Consider the following 20,417-nt stretch of genomic DNA (forward strand, 5'->3'; position numbering starts at 1 on the left):
CAATATATCTGCTGCAAATTTAACCATCAGATTCTTAAATCCATTCTTTTTCTTTAAAGTCCGTACTGATAATCTCTATTAAAGTTTCTACTTCCTTTAATTTGGCATCATCAAGAGCCGAAATTTTCAAGCCAGCTCTATTATGGCCAAAATCAGTTAAATTATGATTGTCTGTAGAAAATTCTTCTGTATTGATCTTAACTTCAACGGCATCTCCTTTGATATAAACACCTGCAAAAAATCGCTCGGTTATTTTTTGTCCATTGAGTTCAATATTTTTTTCACTATACAGGTCATATCCGTTTTCGGAATTTTCGTGTACCGTATATCCGCGGGTGGCATAGGGCTGTAAGCCGGCTCTGATGGTCTGAAAAATTTCTACAAGATCAGTTTTCATAATGGTATTTGATTTTAGCATTAAACACCATAGTCTTCTTATTGTTTAATTTTTATTCTTTTAGCCACCAGTTTTCGGTTGGTAAATATTCATCTAAAATAATGGTTTCTCCTAATTTTGGAGTGACCAAAGGAAATTGTTTTGCTGCTGCGGCTACAACTATCCGTTTTATTGGCTCATTCCAGGGGTGCATGGCCAAGCTGAATTTTCCCCAATGTACCGGCATTAAGATTTTAGCTTTCAAGTCGATTGCGGCCTGTACAGTTTCTTCCGGGAACATATGGATGTATGGCCAGTAAGCATTGTACTGTCCGCACTCCAGCAAGGCCAAATCAAATGGACCGTGCTGCTCACCTATTTTTTCGAAGTGCGTATCATAACCGGAATCGCCACCCAAAAAAAGTTTAAAGTCTGCAGTTTTCAGTACGAAGGCCGACCACAGTGTTTGATTTCTTTTAAATTTTCTGCCTGTAAAATGCCTGGCCGGAACAGCTGTTAAATGCAAACGGTTAAACAATGTGATCGATTCGTTCCAACTCAGTTCATTAATTTTTTCTTTTTTAATTTTCCATCGCTCCAGATGAGACCCTACCCCAAGCGAAGTGACAATGCTGTTAACCTGCGGCGAAATTTTTAATATACTCTCATAATCCAAATGATCATAATGATCGTGTGTAATGATGAGGATATCGATATTTTTAAATTCTTCGGCCTTTATAATGTCAGTACCCAAAAAAGCCTTACTCCCGATAAAGGAAAATGGAGAAGGTGTTTTGCTGAATATAGGATCAACCAAAATTCTTAGTCCGTTTATTTTGATCAGATATGACGAATGGCCAAACCAGATAATTTCAGGTGTATTACCCTTAGCACTGCCGTTAATGTTCGGCGAAATATATGGAAGCGCTTTGCCTGGAGCCTTATCCGGATGTCTTTCGAAAAAGAAAGCACTTAAAATCTTGAAAAAACTTACTCCTTCTGGCTGCATTGGTGTGATGGATAAGTTCTGTAGCGCACCATTGCGATAATTACTCAGGATTCGGATTTTATCCAAACGCAATCCCTTTGGTAACTGTCCGAAAACCGGCAGATTGATTATAATAAGGAATAAGGCGACAACAAAAACTAAAATATATACTGCGATCATTTTTATGAAGTAAATAGCAGCCAAAATATGAATATGATTTCAAAGATGCGGCCAGTGTAATATATATGACGAATGGATTACAGGTTAGATGTAACTACATATCTTTTTAGCTGAACAAAGGAGTGAAAACAGCGCAAACGTTTGATTAATTTTGTATTATTATATGTTGAAGCAATTTAATATAGTAGTTTAGTGAGCATCATGCAGTCGAAACCCACAACGATCAAAGAAATAGCCAGAATCTTAAATATCTCTCCCTCCAGCGTTTCAAGGGGCCTGCACGATCATCCCAGCATTGGGGCAGTTACCAGGGAGAAAATTAAACAATTGGCGAAGTCGCTAAATTATGAGCCTAACAAGGCTGCCATTCTATTTCAAAAAGGAAAAACATATACCATTGGTGTCATTTTACCAGAGCTATCAGAACATTTTTTTTCAATCGCTATTTCTGCAATTGAAGATGAGGCGATGAAGAAAAATTATACCGTGATTTTCGCCCAGTCGCACGACCGTTATGAGCTCGAAGTAAAACTTGTTGAGAAAATGAAAAATCAACGTGTTGACGGTCTATTGGTATCAATCAGTAAGCACACCTGTAATTTTGATCATTTCGAAAAAGTTAATTCGTTTAATATTCCGGTTGTATTTTTTGACCGGATACCACCTTTAAAAAACGTGCATTACGTTGCATCCGGCTTGGAAAGTGCAACAGTTAAAGCGGTGAACTATCTTTTAAAAAAAGGACACAGAAGTATCGGGATGATTAATGGTCCAGGTACCTTATATGCCAGTGAAGAGCGCAAAGACGGTTACAAACAGGCGATTACTTTTAACCGTTTAAAGTTCGATCCATCATTGGTCATCAATTGCGATTTAACAGATCAAGGTACTATAGATGCTGCCGAAAAGTTTTTAAAGCATAAAAGAAAACCAACGGCTATAGTCACTTTTAATGATTATGTGGCACTTTTTCTAATCAAACACCTCAAAAAGATGAATGTAATCGACGATTTTGACATTGTAAGTTATGCCAACCTCCCTATTATCAGTTATCTTGATCACGCTCCCGTAGCTTCGGTAGAGCAATACCCGTATTTGCAGGGGCAAAAGGCGGTAAATATTCTATTGGATCTTATTCATAGCCCCAATACTGAAAACCAGGCCTTTTATAATACCATTGTAGATGCCGATCTTATTGTAAATGACACGAAGTAATGAACAAACGTTTGCGTGATGTTTCAGGTTTTGCTTAAACTTCCGGGTAAGCGTGTTGATCCTGTAATCATTAATATCTATTTTATCTGGTATGTTTGCTAAAGAATAACAAATTGGAAAGCTGCGTCACCAATTTCTTCACTAACAGAATCTTTTATATCACCCCTCCCCCTACACACATTTCTTTTTCTTGTTTTTGGTAAACATTTTCCAATAGTGATGTGCATACCAATAAACGAATTTGAATGACGTGTAATGTTTCATGGTTTGCAGTAAAAATTGTTACACGCTCTTAAACAGCTTAGTACCATGAAATTTTCTTGCTACATCTGCTTAATTATAAGTTTCTTTCCTTAAGAAATGAACGGTAAATTCATATTCAATTATGCATTTACTGTTCTCCTCCTCTTAGAGAATGTAAATATAGTTTATAATTATTTATAATTAGTCTAAATAAGTTATAAGTTATTTATATATTTGTGTAAGGAACGGGCCAAAAGATATTTGGATTACGGGCAATAGGTTTGAAGATTTTAAAATTCAAATTTTACCGCAGATGTGTAATTGACCGGATTAATCTGATAATGATTTAGCGCAACACACCGGGTTTAAATATATTGATAAAAGGAATATCCATTTTAGTGAAGATCCTAACCTGGTAAAAATATGTTTTGTTAGTTGGATACATGCTCCCCGCGATGGGGAGCTTTATCATGTATACCGGTATGTTTGATAAGCACGTTCTTCTATTTAGCCGCTATCAAATTTATCGAATGCATTAAGATACTAAAAAAGTCTGGAATGGAGATCTCTGGTATTCGCTTTATTTTATGCGCTTAAATAAGCGGAGCGGTCTTAGCTAAACCAAATTTAGATTGAAGAGCGATGATATCTAAACGCAAAAAGGGCTTTTGGCGTACCAAAAACCCTTTTTGTTTCATACTCGCGAAATATTATTTTCCAGAGTTTTTCTTTTCAGTTACTTCTGCACGGATTTCTTGTGCTAAAACTTTAAGATCTTGCATTGCTTTACGCACACGAGTACCAGCAGCTGCGTTGCCAGCATTGTAAAATTTTTCTACGTCTGCTTCAATAGCAGCAACAGCAGCTTTAACTTTTGAGAATTTTTCCATCGCTAATTGATGTTTTAAGGTTTAAAAAATTTATTTTTTTTCAATAATACATATTTACCTCGAATTAACAACAGAAAGCAAATATTTATTTACAATAAGTTTTGCACATTTTCAAAATCAAAAAAATGCCCTGGCACATATTACAACGACATTTTTAGTTTTTTTTAATTAAAATAAGTTGATTTATGTCATTTGTTTGGAGAGCATAATCAGGTTATTAAAGGTTTGGTTTGCGCTATTGCTACAACGTTCGTAATCGGCTTCTGCAACATGCTCGTTTATTACCATAACAAAGCTTTTCCATTTAGTGCTGAGCTCATCACCATACACACCGTAATAATTTAAGCCACCCTCCTGATTTATAAAATTTGGATTGGCCAGTATATGCTTTTTAATTACGTTACCGCCTAATGTAGCGCCTTCAAGTACATATAATGCGCCTAAAACCTCTGCTGTATTCTGTTCAGGAACAAATAATTCGAAATTTAAACCCGGTAATGTCAAACTGCTTATTTCCCAGTAATTCAGGTCTTTCTCTAAAGCATTTAACTTAAAACGACCCTTCATGTCTAATTTCTCCGCAATAGCCAGGTCTAGCATATTTGCCAGTGCATTCTCCAGTTTTTGGTGAACGATATAATTAATGGTTAACAGCTTTTTATATTGATCGATACTTAGAGAATGGTTCATAATTTCGTTAACGAACATCATTGACTCTAGTGTTTTGTGATTATCTGCTGTTTTCGTTCTCAGTAAATTGGCAATCATACAGGGAAGTTTACGATGAAATAGAAAAAATCCGGACCTGCCGCCAGATTTTTTCATATTTTTATTATATTATTAATTTAACCTCAAGTGCTGGTTAAACCAAAAGTCGTGTACGGAATGTACGCACTTAACCAGGTTCTCGTAACCATCCGGTTTGGTGAGGTAGGCATTGGCTCCAAATTCTATCGATGCTTTTACATCGTCCGGATTATCGGATGTTGAAAATAAGATAACTGGTACGGTTTTTAAATAAGGAATATCACGTATAAATTTCAATAAATCCAAACCGGATAAGCCTGGTAAGTTCAGGTCAAGCAGGATTAACTTTGGTTTGGTTTTATGTTCTGCAAAATGCTGAAGTTTTTTCAATGCCTCTACCCCATCTTCAACTATGGCGAGATTAAGCGTGTCCTTAACTTCCTGTACAGCACTTTGCATAAAAAATGCATAGTCTATGTCATCCTCAACATAAAATATATCTGGTGTTCTCATTTATCTGTTTTTAAAAGCTACAAAAAAGGTAGATCCAACATTTAACTTACTTTCAAACCAAACCCTGCCATGATGTTTTTCTACAATCCTTTTTACTATAGCAAGTCCTACTCCTGATCCTTCAATATCTTTCACATTATCCATGCGCTTAAAAAGCTCAAAAACTCTGTCGTAATAACGGTTATCAATTCCTATACCATTATCTTTTACCGAATAGATGATTTCTCCCCCTTCTATATACGCAGCAACTTCTACTTTGGGTTTGTTGGCATTTGAAGAGTATTTTACAGCATTTCCGATCAGGTTGGTAAAAACCTGTGTAATCATGATTTTATCTCCTTTGATATTGGGAAGTTGTCCTAAAACCAGGGTAACATGATCTGCTTTGTAGGCTGCCCAAACTTCGCTGGTGATATCTCTTATTAAAGAGGCTATATCAACTGTCTCGAAATTAACTTCAGAGCGGCCAACTCTTGCTAAATTTAAAATCTCTTTAATTAGCAAGTTCATTTTATCGGCACCCACCAAAATTCTGCTTAACATTTTTTTACCTCCCTCATCTATGCTTTTGTTTTTAGACATCAGCTCTGCATAGGTTTTAATAGAGGTAAGCGGTGTTCTTAAATCATGCGACACGGTGTAGCTAAACGTATCCAGTTCTTCGTAAGCGGCCTGAAGTTTTTCATTAAGTGATCTGATCTCGTTTGCTTTTTTGTTAATATCGGTAATGATAATTTCGCGTATCCTCAATACGGAGGCAATTTCTTCAGCCATCCATTTTTCTGAAGTATTATTTACAACCTCCGCCCAGATTTCGAAAGATTTACGGGGAGATAAACCCATCAAGCCATTTTCTGATGGAACTACAGCTTTCTCCGGATTTCCTGCCCAATTTACCTGTGTAATCATTTCGGGCTTAAACCAAATGATCATTTCGCCCATTTCCTTATTAATCACGCATGAAAGAATGCCAGACGCGACAGACTTGTATTTCTTAGCCGGAGAATAGATTTCAGACAACCGATGGGTATAATATAACGACTCATCGCTGGTGGTTTTTAACCAAAAAGCAAGGTCACTTATTTCTTCTGCTGATGGTACATTTCCAATAGTTTTAAGCTCGTTTTCAAAAATGATCGCCACTCCGCTGGCTTTAGTGGCATCCAGAATGGTTCGTTTATGGGTGGTAATCGCTTCGATCAGATATTTATCCCGGTTTAAATGGTCTGACAGTATATTCGCGGTATTTTTAAATTGTTCAATAATTTTGGCATCTTCCTCTTCCTGGCGATATTCAAGCGCTGAGGAAAGAATCTGTCCGATTAACTTTGCACCCTCTCTTGCCTTATAATCTATAAATTTAGGACTATAGTTATGGCAGGCAATCAACCCCCAAAGCTCGCCATGAGAAATCAGGGAAATACTAAAACTGGAGTGAACGCCCATGTTTTTCAAATATTGAATATGAATGGGTGATACGGCGCGTAAGCCGCTGTTTGTTAAATCCAGCGCTTCACCCTCCTTAAATGTAATTACCTTCGAATCGGTTATGTTTACATCGGCAATTAACCTCGTTAAGTTGAGCTTATACAGTTGTCTGGCCTGCTTCGGAATATCCGTTGCCGGATAGTGTAAGCCCAAAAATGCTTCCAAATCGGCTTCTTTTTCTTCTGCTACCACCTCACCATGGCCATCTTCTAAAAATTTATAAACCATGATCCGGTCGTAATCGATCAATCGTTTTACTTCCTTTGCAGCACTTTTTAACAAGGACTCTATATTTTTTCCCTGAAGCATCGATGAGGCCGAACGGCCTATAGAACTTTGAATGTCATATTGAAGTGTAACGGGTTCAAATTCCAATAACCAATCGTTATTTGACGAAGAAATAATCAGGTAAAAGGGATTTCCTTCAATTTCTATTGGATGCGGACTTATGGCATCGAAGCTTTTACGAATGATACCCAGCTTTAACAAATCCTCGATATGCAGAACTGAATCCGGTTGGCTGATTAACTCATTTAATGTAGATAACGGGGTATTTAATAAGCTTTTGGCATCTTGTTTTAAAAAATCTCCTGTATTTTCACTGATATAGGAAATGGTTGAGCTAGTTTTATCAACAGCTATCAGAAAACCATGTGATTGAATCTTGCCCGGTATATGAATTGGCTCTCGATCACAATTGGTCAGGTCTACAGAAAATTTACTCATGTGTTTGATGTTGCAACATTTTAATCTCGCAAATTAACAATTTTAAAGCCTAATTTTAGAATGTCTCTAATTTGATAAATTCAGATTTGAGATTTATTTTTTGTTATATATTTGTTTGAATTTAAAAAAAAAAACCATTCAAACTTTGGCAAAGAAAAACATTTTGGTGATTGAAGATAACCATGCAATCCTAGACGTTATCACACTTATTTTAGAGAGCGAAGCATTTAACGTTGAGGGATTAAATAAGGGAGCTGATTTTATTAACCATGTTCAGGAATTCAATCCAGACATAATCATCATGGATATTATGCTCCCTGACGTTGACGGAAGGGTGCTTTTAAAGGAACTTAAAAATTCCGAGGCTACAAAGGACATTCCGGTTTTGATGATTTCGGCCCGGTATAACGCCAGCAACTATGCACTTGATGGTGTAGAGGCAGATGACTTTATGGCCAAGCCTTTCAACATTGATGAGTTGATGGATAAGATTTACGCTTTATTAAAAAGCTAAATTTTTAATCAGGCATACCCGGTAATTTTATTCCTCCAAGTTTTAGGTTTTTCATCAGCACTTCCAGAAATGAAAGCTTGGTATCGGTAAATCCATGCGCATTTACCCAGATATTTAAACTTGCTTTGAAACCGTTATCCTCTAAAGAGGATACACCAATTCTTCTTTCGGGCGTTTTTAAGCAAGACTTGAACTCATCCACCGTTTTATTAAAAATGGAAACTACTTTCTCGTAATCTATTCCGTAGCTAAATTTAATTTCTATATCCAATCTGCGGGTGCCTTCCCTGCTGATGTTGATAATCACCTCGTTAGATAGTTTACTGTTGGGTATCACAACAGTTCTGTTATCAAATGTTTTCACAATGGTATAAAATATCTGTATTGAGGCTACTGTTCCTTCCTGGCCCTGCGCAATGATGTTATCTCCGGCAACAAATGGTTTTAGGAGTAAAATCAATACACCGCTGGCAAAATTCTGCAGGGTACCCGACAACGCCAAACCTGCCGCAACGCCAATACCACCAATCAGCACGGTTAAAAAAGTAAGCTGAATGCCAATAACCTGCATCACGGTAAGAACAAGCAGAACCCTCAAAGTGATGATGATCAAGCTTGTTAAAAAAGGTCGTAGTGATGGATTGATGTCTTTACGGTGCATGCCGCCCTGCATCCATTTTCCCAGCAGCTTAATGAGCCATAAGCCAAAAATAAGCAGTATGATCCCTAAAATTACTGAAGGTCCCCTGTCTATTATCCAATCGTAAGCTTTATCATAAAAACGGTTTACATTACCCGCATCAACTTTCATAATGGTATTCAATGTATCTGATTATTGTTTTTTCTGTTTTGCTGATTTGTCTTTGGTTACATCCACTTTATTCGCATCTTTTGCTGATGTCACTTCATCATCAGCACCTTTGGCTTTAACATTTTTCGGTGCAGTAGCCTTGCTACTTTCGGCCGATGTTTTTGAATCTTTCATATCGTTTTATCGTTAATCTTCAGCATTAAGCCAGGCTTTTGCCTCTTCTATTTCTTCAGGTTTAAAGCCTTTCGACTGACCAGGTGTAGCGATGGTGAATACGTCAGTAAACCACTCCACTCCTTTTTCAGCACTTACAACTGCAATTTTTTTCCATTTACTGAAATTTTGCAGGCCTGCTTTAATGTCTTGTGCCCATGCACCGGCGGTAAAATTTTTTACGTCAGTTTCCAATACCAGCAAATACCTGATTTCTTTAAACCTCCTGGCCGTCCTTTGCAAACCAGTTAATAAAACGCTTTTAATATCATCACTGGTAACTTCTCCCGTGGCTCTTACGCCAAAAATGTGATCTGGTAGTCCTGTAATTTCTGTCAACATAAATTATTCGTTTATTTAAGAACATATCATACTGTCAAGAAGTTTGCCATTTATATAAATTCTGAAAAGTTGTGTTATCATAAAAACACTTGTATTACCGATTACGTTATAAAGCCATATTAAAAAATAAAACAACCCTATGAAAAACAACCTGCTAAAACCTATTATTCTGGCTTTTGGAACAACCATTTTGCTTTCAGCCTGTACTGGCGGAACAAAAAATACAGCAGTTACAGATTCTTCCATGACTGATTCTACGCAGATGGCGACATTAAAACCTGCCGGGCCTGCACCGGAATGGGGCAAAACGATCAGACCTGAAATGCAGGTAATAATAGAAAAGTTAAGCAGTTATGGTGATCAACCTATAGAAACTTTAAGTGCTACTGATGCACGTAAGAACCATACCCCAACAGATGCGGTAATGGACGTAGCAAAACAAAATAATCTTGCGGTACCAATGCCTGAGGTAGATACCACTGGAAAGGATATTGATGCCGATAACGTGAAGGTTCACCTGCGCATTTACACGCCTAAAGTTGGAAAAGGGCCTTACCCGCTCATTGTCTATTATCATGGGGGTGGTTTTGTTATTGCTAATGTGGATGTTTATAATGCATCTGCTCAGGCCCTGGCCGAGCAAGTGGGCGCAATTGTCGTTTCTGTGGCTTACCGCCTGGCACCAGAGAATAAATTTCCTACGGCGCACAATGATGCATTTGCAGCTTATGAATGGGCAGTTAAAAATGCAGTAGACTTAAAGGCAGACCCGGCAAAAATTGCAGTAGCTGGCGAAAGTGCGGGTGGAAATTTAGCAGCAAACGTTTCTATTATGGCCAGAAACAAACACATTATGCTTCCTGTACACGAAGTTTTGATCTATCCCATTGCGCAGGCGGATATGAATACCGAATCTTATAAAATGTATGCGAATGCAAAGCCTTTAAATAAAGCGATGATGGGCTGGTTTACGGAAAAATACCTCAATAGCATGATCGAAGCACAAGATGCTAAGATATCACTGGTTAATGCCAATTTAAGAGGACTTCCATCAACCACGATCATCACCGCCGAAATAGATCCTTTGCATGATGATGGCATAATGTTGGCTGATAAGCTTAAAGCTGCCGGGGTAAAGGTTGATCTTAAAAATTATGAGGGTGTAACACACGAGTTTTTTGGCATGTCGCTTCTAGTACCGGAAGCTAAAGCCGCACAGGCGTATGTTGCTGACCAGCTAAAAGCTGCTTTTAAATAAAATCAGCTGCATTGGAGTGGAAACACTTCAATGCAGCTTCGTATTTGCGCTAAGGGTAAAACTTTAAAAATTCCTCTTCCAACCTAATAACTGCAAACTGACAACTGACAACTTCAAACTGGCTAAGCTCCTTTCTTCGAACCCAGACTCTGCATCAACTGGTCATACAGATCATCGCTTGAAGCTTTTTTCGGTTTCATCTTTTTAACGGTAGCCCGCTTTCCTTTGGCCTTGGCTTTAATAATTTTCAGTAATTCATCACTGTAATCATCTTTGAATGTACTCAGGTCAAATTTTGAGCTGTATTGTTTAATCAGGGCCAGTCCTACATCCATTTCTTTTTTAGTGATGCTGATATCATCCGCCTTATTAATTTCGGATAAACTTCTGATTTCCTGGTTAAACCTAATTTTTGTGATGACAATAACGTTTTCCATGGGATGAATAACACAAAGATTTTCGGTATTCCTTAACACAAACCTGGCGACGCCGGCTTTACCAGATTTCTGTAAGGCCTTTAGCAATAAGCTATAGGCCTTTCTACCCTGCTTCTCAGGTTCGGTATAATAAGATGTTTCGTAGTAAATGGGATTAATATCTTTGATATCAACAAAATTTTCGAGTTCAATAATCTTTGTTTTTTCAGGTGCAGCCTCTTCAAAATCATGCTTATCTAAAATGATGTACCTATCCTTTAAAAAGTAACCTTTTACGATCTTCTCATAAGGAACCTCTTTTTGTGTATTTTCATTTACCCTTAAAAATTTGATCTTGGCATGGTCGCGTTCGTCAAGCATATCCAAATCAAGGTTACTGTTCTGGACACCGGAAAATAACTTAACCGGAATATTTACCAAACCAAATCCAATTGATCCTTTCCATATTGATCTCATAGCGAAATATTTAAAATATTAACCTATTAACAGGTGTTTAAACTTATTGTTTTGGTTTTACGGGCGGTAAATCGTTCAAACAGCAAACTATTTGGAACCAATAATGTTATTTAACCATAACCTTATAGAAATACTTATGAAACTATTATGATTTTTCAAAGTAATAAAGGGAACGAAGAGATCACGATTGTGTAATTACCATTGAAAACATTTATAAAGATGAAAATAGCCTATATTTCTACCTATCCGCCCCGTGAGTGTGGTTTAGCTACCTTCAACCAAAATTTAGTTAATGCTTTAAGTTTGAATTCTACCTACGATGCCCGCAAGAGTTTTGTAGTGGCCATGAATGAGTCGGACGATGTAAACGAACATCAGTACCCGGGCGAAGTAAAATTTGTTATCCGACAACAAAATCAACAGGATTATATTGAAGCAGCTGATTTTATCAATAACAGTGATGTAGACACTTGTATTATTGAACATGAATTTGGCATATATGGTGGTAATAGCGGTGTTTTTTTGCTTTCACTAATTAACCGGTTAAAAAAACCTTTCATCACTATTTTGCATACGGTTTTGAAAGAACCAAATTTTATGCAGCAAACCATTATCAAGGAAATAGCATCTAAAACGGCTAAATTGGTGGTAATGAGCAAAAAGGCTGTGATGTTTTTAACAAGCATCTACCAAATTCCACAGGCATCTATTAAATTAATAGAACATGGTGTTCCTGATTTAGAGCCTATCGTAAATAATCAAATCGCACAGAGTGAATTATTTAAGAATAAAAAGGTACTCTTTACATTTGGTTTGATCAGCAGAAACAAAGGTCTAGAAACCGTAATTAAGGCACTGCCTGATATTGCAGCCAAACACCCTGATGTTTTGTACCTGATTCTGGGCAATACCCATCCTGGAGTAGTAAAACATAATGGTGAGGAATATCGCGACAGTTTGAAAGCTTTGGCAAAAGATTTAGGTGTAGAAAAAAATATTACTTTCGTAAATAAATTCGTGTCTGAGGAAGAACTTCATCAGTATTTAACAGCATGTTCTTTATACATTACTCCATATTTAAATGAAGCGCAGATTACCAGCGGTACCTTATCTTATGCTGTTGGTGCAGGTGCAGCAGTTATTTCTACACCATATTGGCACGCACAAGAACTACTGGCAGATAACCGGGGTAAATTGTTCGATTTTAAAGATCATGATAAGCTGGCAACAATTGTTAATGATCTTTTAAGTGACAATGATAAATACCGGGAACTGAAACAAAATGCATATAAATATGGGTTAAATCTGCGCTGGCCAGCCATTGGCAGTATTTATTTAGATGTTTTGAACGAAGCATTGTCTGCAGGAACTAAAGCAGCAAGATCAATTCCTCCGATTATTGATGTAGAGGGGATGCCTGCTTTAAATTTAAACCACATTGCGTTATTAACAGATGATACAGGTATTATACAGCATGCACGTTTTGGGATTCCAAATTTAAAAGAAGGTTATTGCATTGATGATAATGCAAGGGCATTAATTATGTCGTTAATGGCTGTTGAGCAGGATAAAAATAAAAGGGCTTTAGCTTTTATGCCAATATACCTGAGTTTTATCCAATACATGCAAACCCAGGATGGGAATTTCAGGAATTTTCTGAGTTTTAACAGGCAATATTTAGATGAGGTTGGTTCCGAAGATTCATTCGGTAGGACCATCTGGGCCCTGGGTTATTTAGTTTCCAGCGCGCCCAACAATTCATATCGCGAATTTGGCCGCGAACTATTTTCTCACTCTATCAAACACTTCAAAGAATTAAAGTATTTACGTGGAAAGGCGAATACCATTATCGGCTTATCTTATTACTTAAATGCACATCCCGGAAACGAAATAATCAGCCAGGAAATTAATATGTTGGCAGCTGCATTGGTGGCATCTTACAAAGCGAATAAGGATGGCGACTGGCATTGGTTTGAAGATATTTTAACCTATGATAACGCTATTTTACCGCTGGCGCTGCTTCACCATTATGAAGCTACCGGAAACAGAGAATCGTATCAGGTTGCTATGGAAAGCATTGCGTTTCTCAATAGCTTTTCTTTTGAAAACGGGTACCTGAATCCTGTGGGCAATGCTGGCTGGATGAAAAAGCATGGTAAAAATCCAATTTACGATCAACAGGCCATTGAAACAATGGCTATGGTTTTATTATATGCAAAAACCTTCGAGGTTACCAAAGATGATCAATATCTGAATTTGATGCATGTGAGTTATAAGTGGTTTTTAGGGGAAAATAGTCTTCATATTCCATTGTATGATTATGAAACCCATGGTTGCGCAGATGGATTACAATTTAACAGTATAAACAGAAACCAGGGTGCAGAAAGCACATTGGCCTATTTCATCTCGCATCTGGCAGTTCTAAAAACTGCTGAAGTGGAATATGAAACGCTAGCTTCACCATTAATGGAAGTGGATAAGATTAGTTAGCGACTTAGATTTTCAGAAATATTAAAAGCTGGTTTCGAATTGAGCCGGCTTTTTTTGATATATGTGATGGTCTAAAAAAACTAAAGCCACCTCTACCTTTGCAGGCAAGAGATGGCTTTTTATATGGAAGTGATTTAGAAACGAGTTTTACATCCGATTTGATGAAGCGGTTAAAACCTAATTGTTTTCTAATAACCTGTTCAAAAGCAATTCTAAGTTTACCGTAGCAAATGATGAGCTATAGTCTGATAAACCATAAGGTATAATTAATTCACCATTGCTGATAATAGAACCACAAGAGTATACCACATTTGGTACATAACCTTCCCGTTCATCATTATTTGGGATAATAAGGGGTTCTTTAAGGTGACCTATTTCAATGCTGGGGTCTTCCAAATCCAATAAACTCACGCCAATGCAATATCTTCGCATCGGCCCAACTCCATGCGTAATCACCAGCCAACCTTTTTCAGTTTCTATAGGGGAACCGCAATTGCCGATCTGCACCAGTTCCCAATCGTAACGGGGCTGCTTTAAAAGAATCGGGTTTTCCCAAACATTCACCTTATCCGAAAACATCAGGTAATTGTTCCATCCATCTATCCGGCTCATCATCACATATTTTCCTTTGATTTTCCGCGGAAATAAAGCAAGGTTTTTATTCTGTGCACCGTCGCCATAAAGGGGAATCACTTTAAACTCATAAAAATCTTCTGTTTGAACGAGTTTGGGAATAATTAAAGAACCATCAAAAGCAGTATAGGTGGCATAATATAGTACTTTGCCATCATCTTTAATAAACTTAACAAAACGAGCATCCTCAATTCCCTTGCGTTCAAATTCTGAAATAGGAAAAATAACACGATCAGAAATATCCGTATCCTTTGAAAAGGTAATGGTGTGATAAGTGTCTGATAACCAAAGTACCTTATCGTACTCGATTAAACGTGCCGGATTCTCTTTGTATAAGCTTTTAGAATCTTTGATGATATTGCTTAAACTGGTGTATTCAAATTTATCATCAAGTTTAGACTCAATTTCTTCTAAAACAGCAGGATCAATCTGCGCATAAGCCGCTTTTTTCAGGAATAGTTTTTTGATGTAAATAGCATTCTTTACTACCTCGGCCTCATCAACATAATTTCCAACTGGTAAAACCTGTATGTTGTTATTTTTATCAATTAAGGCACGTCGGAATACGATAGACGAAATGTGTCCCTCACCTACAGCCCTAAAGCTTATGATTACCCTTTTTTCACCTTCAACTAAATCGGTCTGATCAGGATCATCAACAATACTCGGATTGAAAAAAGCAGCCGATTCTATGGAATATTCGTGTGTAAAATATGCGCCAATCAATAACCGGGTATATTCATCAATATCTTCGAATGAGATACCCAGGGCTAAAAACTGCTTTTTTAATTTCTTACAATGACGCGTTAAGATTTTAGTGATATTCCGGTGTCTTTTGGAATATTCCTGCAGTATAGGCGATATCAGTGAAAACACTTTTTCATCCGAAAATTCCAAGACCTTTCTGATTACTTCCAGTGCCCTCTCCTCTCCATTAAAAAAAAAACGTGCAATAACTCTCTTTGTATCTGGATTTACCTTAACAGGTTTACGTTCTATATATAGTCTCATTTTTTAAAAGTTATAATGGTAATTTTAATGCATTCGGATCTGTAATCTCTAACCTAAACATAACGAAAATTACTGCTTAATTGTTTATGGTATTGTATATAATTTTTACCTTTAGTGATTCACCCATCTATTAAATTGTGCTATAAATGCTATACGAAAAAGCAGAACATGATATCTCCTCAGATGAAACCTTGCGTTTGAAAAAGCTGTCTAATTATGAGATATTAAATACCCCGCCAGAAAGTGCTTTTGACCAGATTACGGAGCTGGCTGCCGAAATATTTGATGTGTTATTTGCCGGGATCTGCTTTGAGGGTGATGGTAATTTTTTCGTGAAGTCGGAGGTCGGCGGAGCTGCATTGGAAATTATTCAAGATCAGGCTAAGGCAGGATTTAGTTTTTTTACTTCAGCACCCATCGTATCGCCTGATGGTTATCACCTTGGATTGATTTACGTTGCAGATACAAAATCTAAAACAGTCGACGAAAAGAAATTGAAAATGCTGCGGCATTTGGCTGATATGGTAGTTGAAAAGCTTGAGTCCAGAATGGCAATAAGGAGAACTTTAAGGGCTTATGATGATCGTTTACATGTACTTGTTCATGATCTTAAAAACCCAATGACCACCATTACGCTACAATCTGAATTGCTGGGCCGGATTCCATGTATTGATGATAAGGCATCTTTAATTGCGGGTAAGATTAATGCACAATCTAAAAAGATGATTGATAATCTGAACGGCATTTTAAGTGCTGCCCGGAAAGAGGCAACTTCATTTAAGCCCCAAAAGAATAAGATAGATTTAAGACAAATTCTGGAAAAAGTAAAAAAAGAATTTACGCCAGCGCTTGAGCGCAAAAATCAGACAGTTTTAATCGAAATTCAGGAAACTGCTGAGGTTTTTGCTGACCCGGATAAAATCGCTATGGTTTTTAGCCAGTTGATTGATAATGCGATCAAGTTTTCGCCGATAGGAAATAAAATTGTGATCACCCATCAAAATTTTGACAATCACATAACTACTGCGATAAAAGACCATGGCGTGGGTTTAACCCAGGAGGATTTAGACAGCGTTTTTCTGAAATTTGCCCATCTGAGTTCGGTAAGTACAAATCGGGAAAATAGTTATGGATTAGGACTAATTACGGCAAATGCGCTTGTGGAGATCCATAAAGGGAAGTTGTGGGCAGAAAGCGATGGAAAAGATTTGGGAACTACTTTTTATGTAACGTTACCCGTTAAATAAGTTTGAATCCACTAAATCGTTGATTTTCATTTCCTCAAGTATTACCCTTTCGGGTACAATATTGGTATGGTATGACCATTTGATTAATCTTATCAAGCCATCAGCAATTTCGATCCCGGTAATATCGCCGTCACTAAAACAGCAGCATCCGCTGTTAAAATAAACCGGCTCATATTTGCCAAAATACGGGGCCTGGTCTCCTTCTTTGATGCGTTTGTGAAGTTCGGCATTTAGAAACGCGATGTCACTGGTATTTTTCTCTTCTTTTGCTTTTTTTAACTTCATGTAAATTCGTTCCAGATGAGTTAATGAGGCAAAAACTGGCTGGTGCGTGTGCCCCGTAATTAAAGCCATATTACGCTTGGTAATCGCCCAATTGTACATCAGTGTGTTGTGAACTGTTTTAAGCTGATTATCGTATGCCGGCGTATTCAGATTAATCTGAAGGTACGACTGTAGCGGTGCCCATATCGTACTTACAAACCATTTGCTAAACCAATTTCCGTCACTCTGCAAGTCACCCTGGTGTCCATGCGTTAAGAAAATATCAAGCTTGCCATTCTTTACCGGCATCCTTAATATGGCTCCTTCGTATATACGGATCGCGGCTCCGTAAAGTCTGTTGAGGTTAAATCCAGCCAACGGATCATTATCCCAATATAAATCATGGTTGCCAAATATCTTGGTGAACTGATTTTTAGCAATAAATGCTTTCTCTGATTCGAATGTTTCTTTATTATGTTTGATTACCGATTCGAGCAAATTCTCCCAAAGCTCCTCACTATCCCCTAAATTTATATAATGAAAGTTTTGTTGATTATAATACTGAAGTGCCTTTAAATAATTTTTTTCAGCTAAAGTGAAATCGTCTGCATCATCTCTGGCACCTTTATGCTGATCTGAAAAAATAATGAATTTATAATCATCAGTAACTTCGAAAATAAGTCCACGTTTTCCTGGGTTATCATTAATGTTTTTGTAAAGTTTATCTAAAGCCTCATGGATGCGTTTAGGGTTGGGATTTGAACTAAACTTATTCGACAGGTGAATAATCCAGGAACTGAGTAAACGTTGTAGAAATTTGCGCATAGATAAATAAGCCTTTGCCAGGATGTTATTTCTTAAAATAACAAAAAATATGATTAATCGTTTTGTTTCGTTAAACCGGTAGTTGCTTTTTCGCTTTTGTAAATTTTTTACTAATTTTGTTAGTATTGAAAAGATCGGGAAGCGCAGATTTACCCTTACATTATGGCCATGTACCACCATGGCTGGCACAACGCATGGCCAAACTTGGCTTAGCAATAACAGAAGCCGTATTATTGGAATATGGTAAAGCCGAAGTAATACGCCGGTTAAGTAGTCCTTTCTGGTTCCAGAGTTTAGGCGCGGTAATGGGGATGGATTGGCATTCTTCAGGAATAACGACATCGGTAATTGGGGCTTTAAAAAAATCCATAAATCCTTTATCAAAAGAGTTGGGCATTTACATCTGTGGCGGCAAAGGAAAGCATAGTAGGGAAACACCAAATGAACTTCTGAAAATTGCCGATAAAACCGGATTGGATGGTACAGATTTGGTTCGTGCGAGTAAACTCAGTGCAAAAGTAGATAATACGGCCATCCAAGACGGATTTCAATTGTACCTTCATAGTTTTATTTTAAGCAATGAGGGCGATTGGGCAGTGGTGCAACAAGGCATGAGTGATAGGAGCGCAACAGCGAGGAGATACCATTGGCATTCCAAAAATTTAAAATCCTTTGTAGAAGAACCGCATACGGGAGTCTGTGGCATTAATCAAGGCCAGATCCTTAATCTGACAGCTAATAATGCTGATCAAACCAGGCAGAGCATGATGGGCATGACGGCTGAATCGCCTGCTCGTATGCTTAATGAAATACAAAAATTGGTGTTACCTCATCATCACGATGTAAAAGCAAAAGATGTGGATTTGAAACGTTTGGGCACTATATTGTGGCTGGCACAGGAAAAGCAACCCCGCGATTTTGAAGAATTATTGTTACTGGAAGGCATGGGACCAAGAACCTTGCAATCTATGGCTTTAGTAAGTGAGGTAATTTATGGTACGCCTTCGCGGTTTACTGATCCCGCACGCTATTCATTCGCTCATGGAGGCAAAGATGGTCACCCCTTCCCTGTTCCGGTAAATGTTTATGATGAAACGATTGATGTTTTGAAAAAAGCAATTGATAAGGCGAAAATCGGCAATACCGACAAACAACAAGCGATAAAGTCACTACATCAAATTGCCCGAAATGCAGAAAAAAACTTCGTTCCTAATATGGATTTTGAAAAAGTAATTGAACAGGAACGTGAGGAAAGCTGGAAATACGGTGGCCGAACAGTTTTTGGGAAAGAGAAGCCACCCATAGATAAACAGTTGAAATTGTTTTAATTTTTATTCTGCCAGATCATTTATTATAATATTGTTTTCAGTTTCTGTATGTAAAGTTCCGAAGGACTCTGAGATTGTAAAATGGACAAGAGTCTCCGACTCGGTTTTGTTACTGAGTTATAAAACGCTGTTCTAATAGCAAATCCTTGGAGACGCTACGTATAGTGTATGAGACTTTAAGACTCTGTTTATCCTGTAAAGTCTATTTCTATCAATCCTTTTTCTGTTGTATAATAATCTATAGCAGAGGAATAAACGTACTCTTCTGCACTCCTAACCGCACCTGATCTTACAGGATTATCATGTAAATAATTTAATCTTTGATCCACCATTTCATTTGTAGAAAGTTCCACCGGATGATTTTCCTGCTGCCAAAATTGATAATCTTTATTTCTTTTATTTTCTTCTCCAGCTTTTTTAAATATCCAAAGCATCCAGCTTCGTCTACTTTCATGATTACTGTTTTTGATTGCTTTAATGATGTTGTTCGATGTAAACTTTTTAAAATCTCTTAACGTATCAGATAGATTACTATCACTTACTGATAAAATCAAATGAAGATGATTACTCATAATACACCAGGCATGAATTCGTAAACCTTTATTGGTTTTGCAATAAATTAGACTTTCTACAACGATATCAGCATATTCTTTTCTGGTAAATACATCTACCCACTGTACAGTAGCAAATGTTATGAAATATATAGCTTCCTGATCTTTTATTTGATAACCATTTTCCCCCATATACTAATATAAGTTTTTAGAATTAAGATATTTATAGCGTTTCAAAATAGACCGTAGATTATAGACAATTTATAGAATAGGTAAGTCTCTGAGTCGCCATTTTTGCTGAGTTATAAACTCAGTCTATTCTTAGATCCTTATAGATGCTGCGCCTAACGCTACGGATAGTACGGTTCTATCCGTAGAGACGCTGCGCTTAAGGTTACGGATAGTATGGTTCTATCCGTAGAGTTCCGTAGGGCTCTACGGATTTTGGAATGGACAAGAGTCTCTGACTCGGTTTGTTACTGAGTTTTAAACTCAGTTCTCTTCTTAAATCCGTAGAGACGCTGCGCTTAACTCTACGAATAGTATATGAGTTATAAACTCAGTCTATTCTTAGAACCGTAGAGACGCTGCGCTTAAGGTTACGGATAGTATGGTTCTATCCGTAGAGTTCCGTAGGGCTCTACGGATTTTGGAATGGACAAGAGTCTCTG

The 20,417-nt window shown here is 37.4% G+C and carries 19 protein-coding genes; 6 read left to right on the forward strand and 13 right to left on the reverse strand.

The annotated features are described in order from the left end of the window. Positions 1-34: 34 nt before the first annotated feature. On the reverse strand, positions 35-397 hold the full coding sequence (locus tag ACIQXP_RS16480; protein WP_293742177.1) for a hypothetical protein: 363 nt from the start codon (positions 395-397) through the stop codon (positions 35-37). A 52-nt stretch (positions 398-449) separates the two neighbouring features. Beyond that, a complete protein-coding gene (locus ACIQXP_RS16485) occupies positions 450-1,544 on the reverse strand; it encodes an MBL fold metallo-hydrolase (protein WP_387505983.1) in 1,095 nt (364 codons plus the stop codon). A gap of 201 nt (positions 1,545-1,745) precedes the next feature. Here ACIQXP_RS16485 and ACIQXP_RS16490 point away from each other — a divergent pair, with 201 nt between their 5' ends. Further along, positions 1,746-2,759, forward strand: a complete 1,014-nt coding sequence (locus ACIQXP_RS16490; RefSeq protein ID WP_387505982.1) for a LacI family DNA-binding transcriptional regulator — start codon at positions 1,746-1,748, stop codon at positions 2,757-2,759. Positions 2,760-3,712: 953 nt separating this feature from the next. Here the strand turns inward: ACIQXP_RS16490 and ACIQXP_RS16495 are convergent. The 4 genes from ACIQXP_RS16495 to ACIQXP_RS16510 form a co-directional block, all read right to left on the reverse strand. Continuing rightward, on the reverse strand, positions 3,713-3,892 hold the full coding sequence (locus ACIQXP_RS16495) for a hypothetical protein (protein ID WP_056096518.1): 180 nt from the start codon (positions 3,890-3,892) through the stop codon (positions 3,713-3,715). 183 nt (positions 3,893-4,075) lie between these two features. Then, on the reverse strand, positions 4,076-4,717 hold the full coding sequence (locus ACIQXP_RS16500; RefSeq protein WP_391527785.1) for a biliverdin-producing heme oxygenase: 642 nt from the start codon (positions 4,715-4,717) through the stop codon (positions 4,076-4,078). A 15-nt stretch (positions 4,718-4,732) separates the two neighbouring features. Next, entirely contained in the window at positions 4,733-5,152 is a 420-nt protein-coding gene (locus ACIQXP_RS16505) for a response regulator (protein ID WP_090979148.1), read from the reverse strand. Then, complete coding sequence (locus tag ACIQXP_RS16510; protein WP_387505980.1) at positions 5,153-7,366, reverse strand: ATP-binding protein; 2,214 nt, start codon at positions 7,364-7,366, stop codon at positions 5,153-5,155. It lies immediately after the preceding gene. Between the two features lie 145 nt (positions 7,367-7,511). On the opposite strand from ACIQXP_RS16510, the gene ACIQXP_RS16515 reads away from it, so the two are divergent. Beyond that, the gene (locus ACIQXP_RS16515) at positions 7,512-7,880 is read left to right on the forward strand and encodes a response regulator transcription factor (protein ID WP_391527786.1); all 369 of its coding nucleotides are present in this window, start codon (positions 7,512-7,514) and stop codon (positions 7,878-7,880) included. Between the two features lie 4 nt (positions 7,881-7,884). Here the strand turns inward: ACIQXP_RS16515 and ACIQXP_RS16520 are convergent, their stop codons facing one another. The 3 genes from ACIQXP_RS16520 to ACIQXP_RS16530 are packed head-to-tail and all read right to left on the reverse strand — an operon-like array spanning position 7,885 to position 9,246. Beyond that, on the reverse strand, positions 7,885-8,703 hold the full coding sequence (locus ACIQXP_RS16520; protein ID WP_244278681.1) for a mechanosensitive ion channel family protein: 819 nt from the start codon (positions 8,701-8,703) through the stop codon (positions 7,885-7,887). A gap of 9 nt (positions 8,704-8,712) precedes the next feature. Then, a complete protein-coding gene (locus ACIQXP_RS16525; RefSeq protein ID WP_293742171.1) occupies positions 8,713-8,865 on the reverse strand; it encodes a hypothetical protein in 153 nt (50 codons plus the stop codon). 12 nt (positions 8,866-8,877) lie between these two features. Beyond that, positions 8,878-9,246, reverse strand: coding sequence for a SpoIIAA family protein (locus ACIQXP_RS16530; protein WP_378936926.1), 369 nt, complete (start codon positions 9,244-9,246; stop codon positions 8,878-8,880). A gap of 139 nt (positions 9,247-9,385) precedes the next feature. On the opposite strand from ACIQXP_RS16530, the gene ACIQXP_RS16535 reads away from it, so the two are divergent. Then, the gene (locus ACIQXP_RS16535; RefSeq protein ID WP_387505978.1) at positions 9,386-10,504 is read left to right on the forward strand and encodes an alpha/beta hydrolase; all 1,119 of its coding nucleotides are present in this window, start codon (positions 9,386-9,388) and stop codon (positions 10,502-10,504) included. Between the two features lie 122 nt (positions 10,505-10,626). Here the strand turns inward: ACIQXP_RS16535 and ku are convergent, their stop codons facing one another. Further along, positions 10,627-11,397, reverse strand: coding sequence for a non-homologous end joining protein Ku (ku, locus tag ACIQXP_RS16540; RefSeq protein WP_387505977.1), 771 nt, complete (start codon positions 11,395-11,397; stop codon positions 10,627-10,629). Positions 11,398-11,616: 219 nt separating this feature from the next. Here ku and ACIQXP_RS16545 point away from each other — a divergent pair, with 219 nt between their 5' ends. Continuing rightward, positions 11,617-13,887, forward strand: coding sequence for a glycosyltransferase family 4 protein (locus ACIQXP_RS16545; protein ID WP_387505976.1), 2,271 nt, complete (start codon positions 11,617-11,619; stop codon positions 13,885-13,887). Positions 13,888-14,064: 177 nt separating this feature from the next. On the opposite strand, the gene ACIQXP_RS16550 is transcribed toward ACIQXP_RS16545, so the two are convergent. Beyond that, the gene (locus tag ACIQXP_RS16550) at positions 14,065-15,531 is read right to left on the reverse strand and encodes a glycoside hydrolase family 130 protein (protein WP_293742166.1); all 1,467 of its coding nucleotides are present in this window, start codon (positions 15,529-15,531) and stop codon (positions 14,065-14,067) included. Between the two features lie 146 nt (positions 15,532-15,677). Between ACIQXP_RS16550 and ACIQXP_RS16555 the strand changes: the two genes are divergently transcribed. Beyond that, on the forward strand, positions 15,678-16,778 hold the full coding sequence (locus ACIQXP_RS16555; RefSeq protein WP_387505975.1) for a sensor histidine kinase: 1,101 nt from the start codon (positions 15,678-15,680) through the stop codon (positions 16,776-16,778). Here ACIQXP_RS16555 and ACIQXP_RS16560 read toward each other — a convergent pair. Beyond that, positions 16,764-17,867 (reverse strand): metallophosphoesterase, encoded by a 1,104-nt coding sequence (locus tag ACIQXP_RS16560; protein ID WP_387505974.1) that lies wholly within the window; start codon positions 17,865-17,867, stop codon positions 16,764-16,766. The two genes, ACIQXP_RS16555 and ACIQXP_RS16560, sit on opposite strands and share 15 nt — an antisense overlap. 125 nt (positions 17,868-17,992) lie before the next feature. Between ACIQXP_RS16560 and ACIQXP_RS16565 the strand changes: the two genes are divergently transcribed. Next, positions 17,993-19,195: a DUF763 domain-containing protein gene (locus tag ACIQXP_RS16565; RefSeq protein ID WP_387505973.1), complete on the forward strand. Its 1,203-nt coding sequence runs from the start codon at positions 17,993-17,995 to the stop codon at positions 19,193-19,195. A gap of 188 nt (positions 19,196-19,383) precedes the next feature. Here the strand turns inward: ACIQXP_RS16565 and ACIQXP_RS16570 are convergent, their stop codons facing one another. Further along, on the reverse strand, positions 19,384-19,938 hold the full coding sequence (locus ACIQXP_RS16570; RefSeq protein WP_387505972.1) for an REP-associated tyrosine transposase: 555 nt from the start codon (positions 19,936-19,938) through the stop codon (positions 19,384-19,386). Positions 19,939-20,417 lie beyond the last annotated feature (479 nt).

This window comes from Pedobacter suwonensis (assembly GCF_044762335.1).
GTDB lineage: Bacteria > Bacteroidota > Bacteroidia > Sphingobacteriales > Sphingobacteriaceae > Pedobacter.